Source organism: Vibrio sp. Vb1755 (assembly GCF_033338635.1).
Taxonomy (GTDB): Bacteria; Pseudomonadota; Gammaproteobacteria; order Enterobacterales; family Vibrionaceae; genus Vibrio; species Vibrio alginolyticus.
The window spans coordinates 41966-56856 of record NZ_JAWOTA010000019.1; the positions used below are offsets into that span (position 1 = coordinate 41966).

A 14891-nucleotide genomic window follows, 5' to 3' on the forward strand; every position below is an offset into this window, starting at 1 on the left:
AAGCAACCATGAAAAAAACACTGTTAGTGAGTGCGATTGCCGCAACGTTAAGTTTGGTTGGTTGCCAATCGACCATCGGTTCGAGCTCAGCCAAGCCTGAGAGTACAAGTCATATTTCTCAAAGCGTGTACGAGGTTGAGTTTCAATCAGCTCAGACGTTTTTAGCGCAAACCACAGAACTTGAACAGCGCTTCGCGGATTACTGCGCATCAGAGTCGAAAGATGATGCACAAGTAAAACAGCAATGGCATCAAACGATGCTTGCGTGGATGGCATTACAAGGTCAAGAACGTGGCCCTGCTACGGCGTTGGAGCAAAGCTGGAATGTTCAGTTTTGGCCAGATAAAAAGAACACCACTGGTCGTAAAATGTCTGTACTGACGAAATCTGATCAAGCTTGGAGTGCAGAAGGTATCTCCACCCAAAGTGTCACCGTGCAAGGTTTAGGTGCATTGGAATGGCTGCTTTACGATAAAGCGTCGACCTTATCTAGCAATAGCAATACCTGTGTGACAGGCGTAGCGATTGCAGAAAACCTCGATAACAAAGCGCAGATCATCGCGGATTCTTGGGCAGAGAACCCTTGGAAAGCGCTAGAGATGACGGAATGGGAATCTGAGTACATTTCACTGCTCTCGAATCAGCTTGAGTACAGCATGAAGAAGTTGAGCCGACCGCTAGCGAAGATTGGTAAGCCTCGCCCGTATTTTTCAGAATCGTGGCGTTCAGAGACCTCACTTTCAAACTTAAAAGCCAACCTTCAAGGGATGGAAGCGTTGTACTTTGCGAACGGAAATGGTCTAGATGCGCTACTAAGAGAGCAAGGCCATGCAGATCTCGCAGACCGTGTTGTTCATCAGTTTGAAATGGCGTTAGAAACTTGGCCAGAAGATAAGAGCTTGTTTGCTGCACTACAAACAAAAGAAGGCTATCGCATGGTGCTTGCTCAATACAATAAGCTAGAGCAATTGAAGTACCTGATTCACGAAGAAGTGGCAATCGAGCTTGGCGTAGTTATAGGATTTAATGCAACCGATGGTGACTGATCAAACCCGCCGAACTTTGCTGAAAGCCGCTCTATTCGGGGCGGCTACACCTATGATGCCATTTGGTTGTTCTTCAACAAGCTCACGTGAGCCTGCGTTGATCGGCTGCTCTATCATTGGCCGAGATAAATATGCAGCGGTGGTGGCGGATGAGCATGGTATGCCGCTATCTTCATTGCCGATTCCTGAGCGTGGTCACGGTGTGGCAACCAACCAACAAGGCCACGCCGTAGTTTTTGGTCGTCGACCTGGTACTTTCTTCATGGTGTTTGATTATCGCTCAGAGCAGATGATCAAACTGCAACTAGCAACGCCAAATCGCCATTTTTACGGACATGGTGTTTACTCCCATGACGGCACGTTGCTATTTGCCACAGAAGGGGAAAGGGGGACAAGCCGCGGGATCATTGGTGTTTATGATGTACAGAAGCAATATCAAAAGATCGATGAGTTAACAGGCTTTGGCCTTGGCCCTCATGAAGTGATCATGATGCCTGATGGCGCATTGGCGATTGGCGTTGGTGGCGTACACACTAATGGCCGTGAACCTCTCAATCTTGATAGCATGAGACCGAGTCTGAGTTACCTTTCACAAGAAGGGGAGCTATTGGATCAAGTGTCTTTACCGGATCATAAGTTGAGTATTCGCCATTTAGCTCATGATGGTGCGGAAACCGTGCTTTGTGGGCAACAATATCGTGGTGAGCCGGACGAGTATCCAGCCTTGATCGCCATGCACACGCGTGGTGGTGAGATGCAGGATCTACAAGCTGATCCTGAAGAGTGGGCGCGTTTCAATCACTACGTTGCGAGTATTGCAGCAACCGATGAATGGATCTTAGCCACTTCGCCTCCGGGCAGTTGTTATGGTATATGGTCTAAATCTACGGGCAAATTGGTCGAGCTAAGTGCGTTACCAGATGCCTCTGGTGTTGTGGTCTATGGCGATGAGTTCCGAGTCAGTTCTGGGGCGGGAAAAGTGGTAGAGCAAAGACCTGAGGAGTCAAAAAGTACCTTCGCAAGCGGAGTGCAATGGGACAACCATTGGTCGAGAATTATCTAGAAAGATCATTGAGTAATTACTTATAGAGAGTTTTGTTGTCGTTTTCGGCATCAGATTCTTAATTTTAAACCTGCAAGCTGTGAGATATTTGCCATACTTTTTATTATGGCAAGTAGCGCAAGGATCATTTCAGTGTTTGCTAGGGTTTTAATCATGACGGCACTTCTGGTGCCGTTTTGCAGCTTTTCCACCGTCGTTTCTCTCGAAGCTTCAGCGCAAGTCGAGCAAGAGGGAGCGGTACAAAAGCTGTCTGTAGAAAAAATGATCCATTATCCAGAGGTGATTGATCAACTGTATCAAAGCACCAATTACCGTTTGAACTGGGAAAATGAAAGTGATATTGAGCAGTTTCTTTTTCAAGTAAACCTGGTTGCACTTGCGGATGTCACCGATGAATTCGAAAATCAACTTCACCGGATAAACCAAGTAAGGTGGCAGGGAGATAATCTCGACTTCGATTTAGTGATGACAGACTCACTCTTGATGTACCTTAGTTATCTTGAGCAACTCCCCGAAGAAGGGATTAATTGGCTATTTACAGACAAAGCCCATGTTACGTTACCCGCTCCTAGCATCGATACTTTATCGGTTCTGAGTAATGAGATTACGGTTGGCAAACTTGGTCAGTTTTTGGCAAGTCTCCGGTCTCCATTACAAACAGATGATGCTTTCTACTCCGCCTATTCTTCGCTATCGGAACATTCTCAGTACCAATATCCTGCCTATCAACAAACTGGGCTAGCACGTGTTGGCGATATATTAGAAAACAGACCCCTATTGATTGAGCGAATGGAGATCGTAGGCGTAGATGTTTCTTACTTGGATTTAGTCACTGAAGAATATGACGAACAATTAGAGCTTGCGATAAAAGAGTTCCAGCGTATTCATGGTTTGAAAGAAGATGGCGTTATCGGCCCGAATACCATTCGATGGATCAACTTTTCTCCTCAAGAGAGATTGCATCTGCTGGCGTTGAATTCTGAGCGTTCAAGAATTTGGTCGAAAGAAAGGGATAATGTTGTCTTTGTTAACGTGCCTGGATACGAAGTCACGTATTGGCATGACGGTCAACCCTTGTTTGAGTCTAAAGTCGTGGTAGGGAGAGCATCAAGAAAAACGCCCATCATGTCGGTAGCACTGGATTCAGTTATTCTCAACCCAACTTGGAACGTGCCTTGGACTATCATGGTTAAAGACATTATTCCTAAAGTAAAACGTAATCCGATGTATTTGATTAACCATAACATTCAAATCATTCGGTCTTGGACTTCGAACGAAATTATTGACCCTACAACCATCAATTGGGCAACGGTGAATCCGAGAACATTTCCTTATCGTATGCGACAGGCGTCGGGCTTACAAAATGCACTGGGATTGTACAAGTTCAATATGCCTAACCCACAAGCTATTTATTTGCATGACACGCCAAGTAAGAACTTGTTTGAACAGGACAGACGCGCATTCAGCTCAGGATGTGTCCGTGTCGAACATGCAGACCAGTTAGCAGAACTTCTGTTCAAAACTCAGGGGTTGGAAGAACGTTTAGCGAAAAAGCGAGAAAGTTCTCGTCGGTCTAACACGTCAGTTCCTTTGGGAGAGCGCATTCAAGTACACATCATTTATCAAACAGCATGGTTGGAAGAGGGAACGCTTTACTACCGTGATGATATCTATAAGTACGATCACCGCAGTTGAAATTTTTAAGGAAAATTTACAAAACGAAGAATTCTCTTTTCGTTCAATAATTAAGCAATAATTACTGCATCTGAAAATCAAGATGGAGCGTTTTATGCATTTGACGTGACAAATGTGTTTGGTTAATGTCCACGACTTGTCTAGTTGTTGAGCACTGTATTTTGAAATGGTAAGTCGTAACTTTTCCCGCCGAGATTTCCTTAAAATGACCGCTGGTGGTGTGGTGTTGGCGTCTGCCCTGCCATCATTTTCTTGGGCTTCACTCCCTGACGAGCCACGTGCGCTGGCGATGAACAACCTTAATACTGGAGAGATCCTCGAAACATGCTATTTCGATGGAAAACGATACATTAATGATGAACTGCAAAGGCTGAATGAGTTTTGTCGAGACCATCGACGAAATGAGGTTCATCCCATGGATAGACGCTTGTTCGATCAAATAAGTCAAATTCAAAAGTTAATTGGTACAGAAGCAGAGGTGATCGTCATTTCAGGTTACCGTTCTCCTGCCACTAACGCCTCGCTGCGCAACGGGTCTTCTCGTGTAGCGAAAAAGAGCATGCACATGGAAGGAAAGGCCATTGATTTCCGTTTAGACGGTGTGAAGCTTTCAACAGTTCGTGATGCTGCCTTAAGCCTAAAAGCCGGTGGCGTGGGTTATTATCCAGGCAGTAACTTTGTTCATATCGATACGGGTGCTGTTCGTTCCTGGTAGTGCCAGTTGAGACAAGGTTTCTAGTCTCAGAACGTCGTCGATTACCCACAGTTCAAAGCTTGAAGTCGATAGGCCTTAGTGTCATAGTTGCGGCAGTTTTCACGCAAATTTATTCGGTATAGGTTATCTATGGCTCTGAAATACCAAGTTGTTCCAGTAACATCTTTCTCTCAAAACTGTTCTATTGTCTGGTGTGACGAAACCATGAAAGGCATTGTGGTTGACCCAGGCGGCGATGAAAAGCAGCTCGCTATGCTTATCAAAGAGCTGGGTGTTGACGTGGTAAACCTAGTGCTAACACACGGTCACTTGGACCACGTAGGTGGCACGGAGCCGCTGTCTGCACTGCTTGGCGGTACAGAGATTGTTGGTCCTCACAAGGCAGATAACTTCTGGTTGCAAGGTTTGGAAGGTCAGAGCCAAATGTTTGGTTTCCCGCTGACAGAAGCGTTTGAACCGCACCAATGGCTAAATGAGGGTGACACTGTCACTTTCGGTAATCAAGTGCTGAATGTATTCCATACACCTGGTCATACACCTGGTCACGTTGTGCTTTACAGCGAAGAAGCGCGTTTAGCGTTTGTGGGTGACGTTTTGTTTAACGGTAGCATTGGTCGAACTGACTTCCCACAAGGCGATTTCAATACGTTGATTAGCTCTATCAAAGAGAAATTGTGGCCTTTAGGCAATGATGTCACGTTTGTCCCTGGTCACGGCCCTCAATCGACTTTCGGTCACGAGCGTAAAACTAACCCGTTCGTTGCTGACGAGATGCCGCTTTACTAAAAGTGCGTGTACTAAGCATTATTCTGGCTCGGCGGCAGCTAAGTATCGCCGAGTCAGTCCCACAAAGTCCTCAGCCTCACGATCTAGATCACTTGCTGATATAAATAGATCGTAGCCGTAGAAACCTCTCTGATACTTCATCCGGTTGGCGAGCATCGCTAACAAACCTTTGTACTCAATCCCATCTCTGTTTATATATGGTTTAGGGTCAAGCACCATATCCTCAAACTTATCTTCACACTGATTTTGTTTCGCGCCTAAGTAAAGCAGTGCTCGCTGGCTGAGGAGAATTTCAGTCGCTATACGAGGGCAGATTGAATTTAAGTAGGGTGAGTAGTGTTTTAGACGAATACCGATCCAAGGTAGCGGTTGGTGCCAGCCTTCCTGTTGGTAGCTACAAATACCGATTGACTCAATATTTCGCCATCTGACGACCCAACCTCCTTTAAAAAGGTGTTGCTGAAAGTGAGAAGCTGTCAGCGTAAAAGTGACTTGGCTTTTCTTAATCATCAAGATGGCGAAACCAACGATTGCAGACATCAAGATGACCGACAACATGGCTTGCTTCCATCCCGGAGAAATGGCAACCAAAAACAAAGTGATGAGTGCAACAAGCAACAAAAGTATTCTGTTGATAGGGGAGTCGGGTTTGAAATGTGAATTTGTTAGGTGCAGCGTTTCCATGCTTATAACCTCATCGAATACTTGTCCAAAAATGAGTGGGCAGCTTTATGTGCATTGATTTGCATTTAAAATAAAACAAACCTCTGTTTTTATACCCAGTATTCAATAAATCCGTTCATAAAATATCTGATTAAATAGTAGACGTTCTATGCTTTGAGCGCATTTTTCATCGCGTTTCGCCGCTAAAACCTACAAATTGCTTGTGAATTTTGGTATAAAACGCGCTTCAAATTTTCATCCCTGCTGAGATGCAGTGAACTGGAGAAATATTCAATGAGACTTGCTCATAAGCGTAAAGTGCAGATGAAACTGCAAAAACGCATTAAAGCGACAGTAGCAAACTTAGCTGCAGCACCTAAAGCAGTGAAGCCTGTTGCGGAAAAAGCAGTAGCACCTTCTGTTGCTGAAAAAGCTGTTGCGGAGAAAGTAGTAGCTGATAAAAAAGTAGCTGCAGTGAAAACAGTTGATGTTGCCCTTACTCCTAAGCAACAACAAGTATTAGACATCGTTATTGCGAATGCTGAAGGTATTAACCCTAAAGGCATCGGTCTAGCTGCAGGTCAAGAAGATACTAAAGCGGCATCATGGGCTACTGGCGCACTAAAGAAGCTTCTTGAAGAAAACCTAGTTCAAAAAGAGCAGTTAGCAGGTAACAAAGTTATCTACAAAGCAGTTTAATTACCGCTACCGTTCTAGATTGAATACCTCGGCTGATGCCGAGGTATTTTTTTATCTTGGTATTGGAAATAATGCATTAAGTACTGACTTTAACACTACCAATAAGTGGTTTGTCACATTTTCTTAAATACTATGTAAATTTTTTGGCAGAAAAATACGTAAGTATTGTCTTTTATTTTTATTCATAGATAAAAATATAATTTATTGATTTTGCTATTATTAGTCTTTTGTCATGACGGTTTTCCTACGTACTTGTACGTAATACCTTAGGCTAATGCCTTATTGATGAATTACTCGCTTCCGTGTTCATGCCCATTTCGCATTAGACAACATTGTTACATCTTTTATACCGAATACAGCCAATCCTAATGAAATGGATGACAACAATAACCTTGGTGATAAAGGACGTGAACGATGAGTCTAATCCAAAAATCTTTAAAACGAGTGCTCAAAACAACCGCTGTCGCTGCCGCGATGGCACTCGCAGCGACTTCTGTAAACGCTGCTGAAAAAGTCTATCGTTTAAAGCTTGCTGAAACTTGGGGGCCTAATTTCCCAATTTTTGGTGATACCACAAAAAACATGGCCAAAATGGCGGAAGAGATGTCCAACGGACGTTTGCAAATCCGCATTGATTCCGCAAACAAGCATAAAGCGCCTTTTGGGGTGTTTGATATGGTTAAGTCGGGGCAGTATGACATGGGTCACTCAGCGTCTTATTACTGGAAGGGTAAGGTTCCAAACACACTTTACTTCACTTCTATGCCCTTCGGTATGCTGCCAACTGAGCAGTATGCATGGTTTTACTACGGCGGTGGTATGGAGCTGATGGAAAAAGTGTACTCTCCACATAACTTGATGTCTTTCCCTGGCGGTAATACCGATACTCAGATGGGCGGGTGGTTCCAAAAAGAGATCAAGTCCGTCGAGGACTTACAGGGTTTGAAAATGCGTATCCCAGGGTTTGCTGGTGAGATTTTGGCTGAGTTAGGTGCCAAGCCAACGAATATCGCCCCTGGTGAGCTATATACTTCTCTAGAGCGTCGCACAATTGATGCCTTGGAATGGGTTGGTCCATCGCTGGATCTACGTATGGGCTTCCACAAAATCGCGCCTTACTACTACACAGGTTGGCATGAGCCAGCGACTGAGCTTCAGTTCCTCGTTAACAAGCGTACCTGGAATCGTCTACCTGATGATCTAAAAGCGATTTTGCAAGTAGCCATGAAAACGGCCGCTTACGATATGTACACGCAATCGAAACACGAAAGCGGCAAAAACTGGGCATCTATTAAGTCTGAATACCCAAATGTTGAAGTAAAAGATTTCCCACCTGAAGTCGTAGCTGCGTTGCGAGAAGCAAACGATCGTTTGTTGAAAGAACATGCAGAAAAAGATGCTTTGGCGAAAGAGATTCAAGAGTCGCAAGCGAACTATATGAATCAAGTTCGACCATGGTCAGATATTTCGCACCGAGCGTACTTAAACAGTCAAGCTCAACAATAACGTTGTGAAGCAGGCGATGCCAAGAGGTTTAGCCTGCTATCGAAGCCCAAGAAAACTTCATAATGAATGCTCCGCACCATAGCGGAGCGCATCTAAACGTTCCACGGAGTTCGGAATGAGAAGTCTTATTTATATTGAGCGATTATTTAACCGCTTTAGCGATTTTCTCGGATGGTTATCCAGCATCCTGTTTATTTTGTTGTTAGCAAACGTTGTGTACGACGTTGTCATGCGTTACGTGTTTAATGATGTGTCTATCGCATTCCAAGAAATGGAATGGCATCTATTCTCTGCCGTATTCTTGCTTGGTGTGCCTTACGCAATTAAGTCCGGTGGCCATGTCCGAGTCGACATTTTTTATGAACGCTTATCTTACAAAGCACAATCCATCATCGACATCATAGGCACACTATTTTTCTTATTCCCTTTTTGCCTACTGGTCGCTTGGTTTGGTATTGATTTCGCCAAGGAAAGTTACGCGTTAGGCGAGACGTCTGGTGACCCAGGTGGGTTACCATATCGTTGGATTATCAAAGCGATGATTCCGCTGTCATTTTTCTTTATGGCGGTGAGTGGTATTGGATTGTTACTTCATTCAATCAACAAAATTGTCAACCCTCATCTCATCTATGCCGGTAATAACGGTAAGTCGTAAAAGGAAGTCATTATGATCGGTATAGTGATGTTTTTTGTTGCGCTCTTTGCGCTTCTATTGGGATTTCCCGTTGCCTTTACTTTTGGTGGTATCGCGCTGATTTTTGGTGTTTGGGCTGAAGGCATCGAGATGTTTGCTTTTATGCCATATCGAATTCAGTCCATTATGGAAAATACGGTGCTAATGGCCGTACCGCTGTTCGTTTTTATGGGGCTAGTGCTACAGAAAACGAAGCTTGCTGAACAGCTACTAGAATCAATGGGGCGTTTGTTCGGTGGCGTTCGCGGTGGTATCGCTATTTCTACCGTGTTAGTTGGAGCATTGCTTGCAGCTTCAACGGGTGTGGTAGGCGCATCAGTTGTTGCGATGGGCTTAATATCTCTTCCTGTGATGCTCAAGTACAATTACGACAAAGGTTTAGCGTGTGGGACTATTTGTGCGTCTGGCACGTTGGGCCAAATTATCCCACCTTCTATCGTGTTGATCTTGTTGGGTGATGTACTTGGCGTACCGGTAGGGGACCTATTTCAAGCTGCGATCTGGCCCGGTATTACACTTGTTGGCGCCTATGTGATCTATATTCTCATCTACGCGAAGTTGAACCCTCAAGCCGCACAGGCGATAGAGCGCGATGAGTCGATCAGTCGTAAACAAGAAGTGCTCACCGCACTGAAAGCTGTATTGCCACCTTTAGCATTGATCATCGTGGTATTGGGCTCCATCTTTGCAGGGATTGCAACACCAACAGAGTCAGCGGCACTGGGCGGTGCAGGTGCGATAATTTTATCGCTATTGTATAAACAGTTTAGTTGGTCGATGATTTATGATGCATCAAAAGAGACAGTTAAAGTAACCGCAATGGTCTTTGCGATCTTACTTGGTGCGACCGCCTTCTCAATGGCATTTACCTACACTGGTGGTGATTATTTAGTTGAAGAGTGGATGTTAGAACTGCCGGGTGAAAAGTGGGGATTCCTTATTATTACCATGGTGGTGATTCTGATTTTAGGTTTCTTTATCGACTTCGTTGAAATCTGTTTTATCATCGTGCCAATTATTGCGCCAGTCGCTGAATTGATGGGCATTAATATGACGTGGTTTGCGATTCTTATTGCGATGAACTTGCAGACGTCGTTCCTCACACCGCCATTTGGCTTTAGTTTGTTTTATCTAAAAGGTGTCGCTCCAGCAGGGGTTACTACGCGTGATATCTACAAAGGTGTGATGCCATTCATCGCGATTCAGATTGTTGTGTTGGCGTCTTTGCTGTTTTTCCCAGGTTTTTACGGTATGAGTTAATCACTCGATAATAAAGAGATTTTGTGAACTGAGAGTTTTTACCTTTTGAGACAAGTTGTTAAGCTGTTAATTATGTCTATGCAGACACAATCGATTAGTTTGTACTGCTAAGATAGTAAGCTGTAAAGGCAGCGTTTCATGGAGGGAAGGGATGCCTCTCAAAGCAAAGTTAATTCTGCTGACACTGATACCCGTGGTATTGGTGTCAGCGAGTATCAGCTGGATCTCTATCTATCAAACCAAGACCCTTGGCAAAAGGGAGGTAGAGATCTTTCATCAAAACCTGATCCAATCAAAAGAAGCGGCGCTGAAAGATACGGTCGACGTCGCTTTTGACTCCATTTCTTACATCTACAACGATCCGACATTAGAAGAGAGTGTTGCCAAAACGCGTGTGAAAGCGATTTTAAATCGTTTGAGTTATGGGTCTGACGGCTATTTTTTTGCTTATGATAAAAATGGTACCAACCTTGTACACCCAGTTCTTCCAGAGCTTGTCGGGGAAAACTTACTCTATCTTGAAGACGAAAATGGCGATCGCTTAATCGAAGCTTTATTGTATCAAGCGCAATCAGGTGGCGGATTTCATCAGTACCTGTGGCAAAAGCCATCTACAGGTGAAGTCGTCCCTAAGCTTAGTTACGCTGCATGGCTCGATAAGTGGGAATGGATGATAGGGACTGGGCTGTATATTGAGGATGTCAGCCGAGAAGTCGCCAATATGCGCGCGGCAGTGAACAAAAATATCGAAACGACATTTTTCTCAGTCGTCGTGATCTTAGCGGTGACCGTTGCTGTAATCATTGTTCTCACTTTGGCGATCAATCTGCACGAGCATCGCCTCGCTGATAAGAACCTGAAAGAATTGGCACATAAAACCGTGATGTTCCAAGAAGATGAGAAAAAGCATTTAGCGCGAGAACTGCACGATGGAATCAATCAGTTGTTAGTCTCCAGTAAATGTCATTTAGACTTAATGAGTCATAGACTTGAAGACGAAAAACTCAAATCCCACTTAGATAAATCACAACGATCGCTCGTCACCGCGATAAATGAGGTGCGGCATATTTCTCATCAGCTCCGTCCAAGCGCCCTCGATGATATCGGTTTAGAAGCAGCACTGACGACCTTGCTACAGGATTTTCATTCCCATTCCGGGATTGATATCGAGAGCAATTTCGATACTCAGCAGCACAAACTGACTTCGGAAGTCGCAACGACGCTATATCGCGTCGCTCAGGAGTCTTTGAATAACATTGAAAAACATGCGCGAGCGAAAAAAGTAACGGTTACTTTGCAAAAAATGGGCAATATGCTGCAATTACTCATACGTGATGATGGCGTTGGATTTGTGGTTAACCAAGCAGTGCACCAACAAGGGATTGGGTTAAGGAACATGCAAGAGCGTGTAGAGTTCATCGGTGGTGAATTTGAGCTAATGAGTGAGCTTGGCTTGGGAACAGAGATTACTGTGCTGCTTAATTTGGATGAAATAGTTTATGGATAAACCGATTAGTGTAGTGATTGTCGATGATCATCAAGTGGTATTGGATGGCTTCATGGCTCGTTTGGAGTTAGAGCCTGACATCGAAGTGGTGGGTACAGCAAGCAATGGCTTGGAAGCGATAGAGGTCGCAAAGCACTTGCAACCGGACGTCATATTGATGGATATCAGCATGCCAATAATGAACGGTATTGAAGCGACTGGTGTGATTAAAGAAGCTCGCCCAGAGAGCAAAATACTTATGTTGACCATGCACGATAATCGCGAGTACATCATGAAGGTCATGCAAGCTGGTGCCGTAGGATATATGCTCAAGGAAATCTCGGCCGAGAAAATGGTGCAAGCAATAAAAACGGTTAACCAAGGCTCGACGTATTTCTGTGAATCCGTCACACAAACACTCTTTACCCAAGAAGTGGTGCCTGCCACGCAAAAAACGAATCCTCTCAGCCGCAGGGAAGAAGCGGTACTTAAATTAGTTGCTCAAGGAAACAGCAGCAAGAAAATCGCCACTTTACTCAATATTAGTTATCGAACGGTAGAGACGCATCGCCATAACATTAAGCACAAGTTGGACTTACATTCGACGGCAGAGTTAGCAAAATATGCGTTTGAAACTGGGTTGACTGAGTAGGAGAGTAGTGCCCGCAAAAAGCGAGCACGTGGGAGCGAAACTAATCGGCTTTGGTAATGCTACCAAGCTCTAGCATTGGAGCAACATCGATGTCCTCTGCATTCATCATCGTCGAGATGCGTTGAACGGAAGATAGTAGAAGGGATTGCTCCCATTCTTCCAATTTTTGGAATCGATTAATGAAGTGCTCTTGCAGCGGCGTTGGTGCTTGTTTTAAGGCTTCTTGGCCCTTGCTCGTAAGTACAGCATGCACTTTACGCTTGTCTTGAACACTGCGCTGACGCTCAACAAACTGGCCTCGTTCTAGTCTATCTAGAATGGTCGTTGCGGTCGCTTGGCTCATGTTAGTGTGGCTAGACAACTGTTTAATCGTCACGTTATCTAAGTCATTGATAGCGCGCATCAAAATCAACTGTGGAGCAGTCAATCCAGACTCTTTGCTCAGCTTTTTAGAATGTAAATCAATAGCGCGGATGATCTGACGAATCGAGACCAATACTTCTTCGTACTTTTCCAATTTATTCATCCAGTCTGTAGGGAACATTTATCGAGGCGACACTAACTTAAATGCGCCCTTATTTAAAGGGGGGAAATCAAAAATTACCTCTACAATTTTACGCCGTGTCCTCAATACCATTTTGTCGCGCCTTTTCGACAAAATAAGAAGAGCTAAAATTATTATAGCAATAAATGTTTGTGGTCTAACTATTGTGGTAGTGATTTGTTCTATCAAAGGCCGTAACCACACAGTGAAAAGTAAGTTATTGGATTTTTTAATAGCAAAAAGATAGACAAAAACGTGTCAAATGATAGGATCTTGCGCCTTCACGGAATGCAAAACGTATCGTGTTCGAAAGATTTTTTTGTTTGGTACGTAAAAACACTACAAAAATAGAGAGGAACGATGACAAAGGGTATAGATAAGTACAGTATCGATAGTACCGACTATACGGTAGGTCAGGACAACGTTCAAAAATGGGGTTTTGATGTTCATAACCCAGTTTTTGGTATTAGTGCAGGTTTAATTGCGCTGTTTCTTGTCGCTGCATTAGTTCTAGATGCACATACCGCAAAGACGGCACTTGATGGGCTGAAGTGGAAAATTATTGGTTCATTCGATTGGTTGTTCATTATTGCAGGTAATATTTTCGTTATTTTCTGTTTGGCGCTTATCGTCTCACCAATGGGTAAGATCCGACTAGGTGGTAAAGACGCTGTTGCCGATTACTCTTTTATGTCATGGCTTGCAATGTTATTTGCAGCTGGTATGGGTATCGGTTTAATGTTCTGGAGTGTTGCAGAACCTGTCGCTTACTTCACCGGTTGGTATGAAACGCCACTTGGTGTTGAGGCAAATACACCAGAAGCCGCGAGATTGGCACTGGGTGCAACGATGTTCCACTGGGGCCTTCACCCATGGGCAATTTACGGTGTTGTAGCACTTTCTTTAGCATTCTTTGCCTACAACAAAGGTTTACCGCTATCTATGCGTTCGATCTTCTACCCACTTCTGGGTGATCGTGCATGGGGTTGGGCTGGCCACATTGTGGACATTCTGGCTGTGCTTGCGACTTTATTTGGTCTTGCTACATCCCTAGGTCTAGGTGCGCAGCAAGCAGCAAGTGGTATTCATCACGTATTTGGTGTTGAGCCAGGCCTAGGTCTGCAAATCGTCGTTATTACCGTGGTGACTTTACTTGCTGTTGTTTCAGTCGTACGCGGCATCGATGGTGGTGTTAAAGTCATTAGTAACATCAACATGGTTGTGGCGTTCTTGCTACTTCTCCTTGTTGGTCTTATCGGTTGGGCGGCGAGCCTAGGTTCGATTCCAACCACACTTATGGCATATGTAGAGAATATCATCCCACTAAGTAACCCGTTTGGTCGTACGGACGAAGCTTGGTTCCAAGGCTGGACAGTGTTCTACTGGGCTTGGTGGATTTCATGGTCGCCATTCGTAGGCATGTTCATCGCGCGTGTTTCTCGTGGCCGTACCGTTCGCGAGTTCATCACAGCAGTTCTACTGGTTCCAACTGCGGTTACCGTTGTTTGGATGTCTGTATTTGGTGGCCTGGCGATCGAGCAAGTTGTTGATAAAGTAGGTGAGCTGGGCACAAATGGCTTGACTGACGTATCTCTCGCTATGTTCCAAATGTTTGATGTTCTTCCATTTGGTAGCATGCTTTCTATCATCGCTGTTGTGTTGGTACTTGTGTTCTTCATTACGTCTTCTGACTCTGGTTCACTTGTTATCGACAGTATCACGGCAGGTGGTAAAGTTGATGCACCTGTACTTCAACGTGTCTTCTGGGCATTCATGGAAGGTGCAATTGCGGTTGCTCTGCTATGGATTGGTGGCTCCGAGGCGGTTCAAGCTCTTCAGGCTGGTGCCATTTCTACAGCACTGCCATTTACCTTCATTCTGCTTGCAATGTGTGTGAGCTTATTGATGGGTATGAGAACAGAGCGTCAGTAATTCGGCATTTTATAAAACCGTTTGACTAACAATCAATCAAAAGGCCAGCAATTTGCTGGCTTTTTTTGTGCGGTTTTTATGACGCTCGAGACAAAAAAATGACACATGAAAGTTCATATTTTACAAAGAGTTAATGTGCTATTTTGTTTT

General features: G+C 44.4%; 14 protein-coding genes. 12 read left to right on the top strand and 2 right to left on the bottom strand.

What is annotated here, in order from left to right; genetic code table 11:
* Nucleotides 1-8: 8 nt before the first annotated feature.
* From R7E00_RS16170 to R7E00_RS16190, 5 genes are all read left to right on the top strand, one after another.
* Nucleotides 9-1046 (top strand): imelysin family protein, encoded by a 1038-nt coding sequence (locus tag R7E00_RS16170; protein ID WP_005376849.1) that lies wholly within the window; start codon nt 9-11, stop codon nt 1044-1046.
* Entirely contained in the window at nt 1027-2109 is a 1083-nt protein-coding gene (locus R7E00_RS16175; protein WP_005376850.1) for a DUF1513 domain-containing protein, read from the top strand. Before R7E00_RS16170 ends, R7E00_RS16175 begins: the two co-directional genes overlap by 20 nt.
* Nucleotides 2110-2262: 153 nt before the next feature.
* Complete coding sequence (locus tag R7E00_RS16180) at nt 2263-3804, top strand: L,D-transpeptidase family protein (RefSeq protein ID WP_005376852.1); 1542 nt, start codon at nt 2263-2265, stop codon at nt 3802-3804.
* Nucleotides 3805-3970: 166 nt separating this feature from the next.
* Nucleotides 3971-4519, top strand: a complete 549-nt coding sequence (locus tag R7E00_RS16185) for a DUF882 domain-containing protein (RefSeq protein ID WP_031778936.1) — start codon at nt 3971-3973, stop codon at nt 4517-4519.
* Between the two features lie 129 nt (nt 4520-4648).
* Nucleotides 4649-5305 (top strand): MBL fold metallo-hydrolase, encoded by a 657-nt coding sequence (locus R7E00_RS16190; protein WP_005376855.1) that lies wholly within the window; start codon nt 4649-4651, stop codon nt 5303-5305.
* 18 nt (nt 5306-5323) lie between these two features.
* Here the strand turns inward: R7E00_RS16190 and R7E00_RS16195 are convergent, their stop codons facing one another.
* Nucleotides 5324-5989 (bottom strand): DUF2982 domain-containing protein, encoded by a 666-nt coding sequence (locus R7E00_RS16195; protein ID WP_005376857.1) that lies wholly within the window; start codon nt 5987-5989, stop codon nt 5324-5326.
* A 273-nt stretch (nt 5990-6262) separates the two neighbouring features.
* Between R7E00_RS16195 and R7E00_RS16200 the strand changes: the two genes are divergently transcribed.
* The 6 genes from R7E00_RS16200 (at nt 6263) to R7E00_RS16225 (ending at nt 12265) form a co-directional block, all read left to right on the top strand.
* Entirely contained in the window at nt 6263-6667 is a 405-nt protein-coding gene (locus tag R7E00_RS16200) for a hypothetical protein (protein WP_047103233.1), read from the top strand.
* A 414-nt stretch (nt 6668-7081) separates the two neighbouring features.
* Nucleotides 7082-8173, top strand: coding sequence for a TRAP transporter substrate-binding protein (locus R7E00_RS16205; protein WP_017636112.1), 1092 nt, complete (start codon nt 7082-7084; stop codon nt 8171-8173).
* 115 nt (nt 8174-8288) lie between these two features.
* Nucleotides 8289-8828 (top strand): TRAP transporter small permease subunit, encoded by a 540-nt coding sequence (locus tag R7E00_RS16210; RefSeq protein ID WP_005376869.1) that lies wholly within the window; start codon nt 8289-8291, stop codon nt 8826-8828.
* Between the two features lie 12 nt (nt 8829-8840).
* Entirely contained in the window at nt 8841-10127 is a 1287-nt protein-coding gene (locus tag R7E00_RS16215) for a TRAP transporter large permease (protein WP_005376871.1), read from the top strand.
* A gap of 151 nt (nt 10128-10278) precedes the next feature.
* Complete coding sequence (locus R7E00_RS16220) at nt 10279-11634, top strand: cache domain-containing protein (RefSeq protein ID WP_169628543.1); 1356 nt, start codon at nt 10279-10281, stop codon at nt 11632-11634.
* Entirely contained in the window at nt 11627-12265 is a 639-nt protein-coding gene (locus tag R7E00_RS16225; RefSeq protein WP_005376875.1) for a response regulator, read from the top strand. Before R7E00_RS16220 ends, R7E00_RS16225 begins: the two co-directional genes overlap by 8 nt.
* A 40-nt stretch (nt 12266-12305) precedes the next feature.
* On the opposite strand, the gene R7E00_RS16230 is transcribed toward R7E00_RS16225, so the two are convergent.
* Nucleotides 12306-12782: a MarR family winged helix-turn-helix transcriptional regulator gene (locus tag R7E00_RS16230; protein WP_005376877.1), complete on the bottom strand. Its 477-nt coding sequence runs from the start codon at nt 12780-12782 to the stop codon at nt 12306-12308.
* A gap of 387 nt (nt 12783-13169) precedes the next feature.
* Here R7E00_RS16230 and R7E00_RS16235 point away from each other — a divergent pair, with 387 nt between their 5' ends.
* The gene (locus R7E00_RS16235) at nt 13170-14741 is read left to right on the top strand and encodes a BCCT family transporter (protein ID WP_005376879.1); all 1572 of its coding nucleotides are present in this window, start codon (nt 13170-13172) and stop codon (nt 14739-14741) included.
* Nucleotides 14742-14891 lie beyond the last annotated feature (150 nt).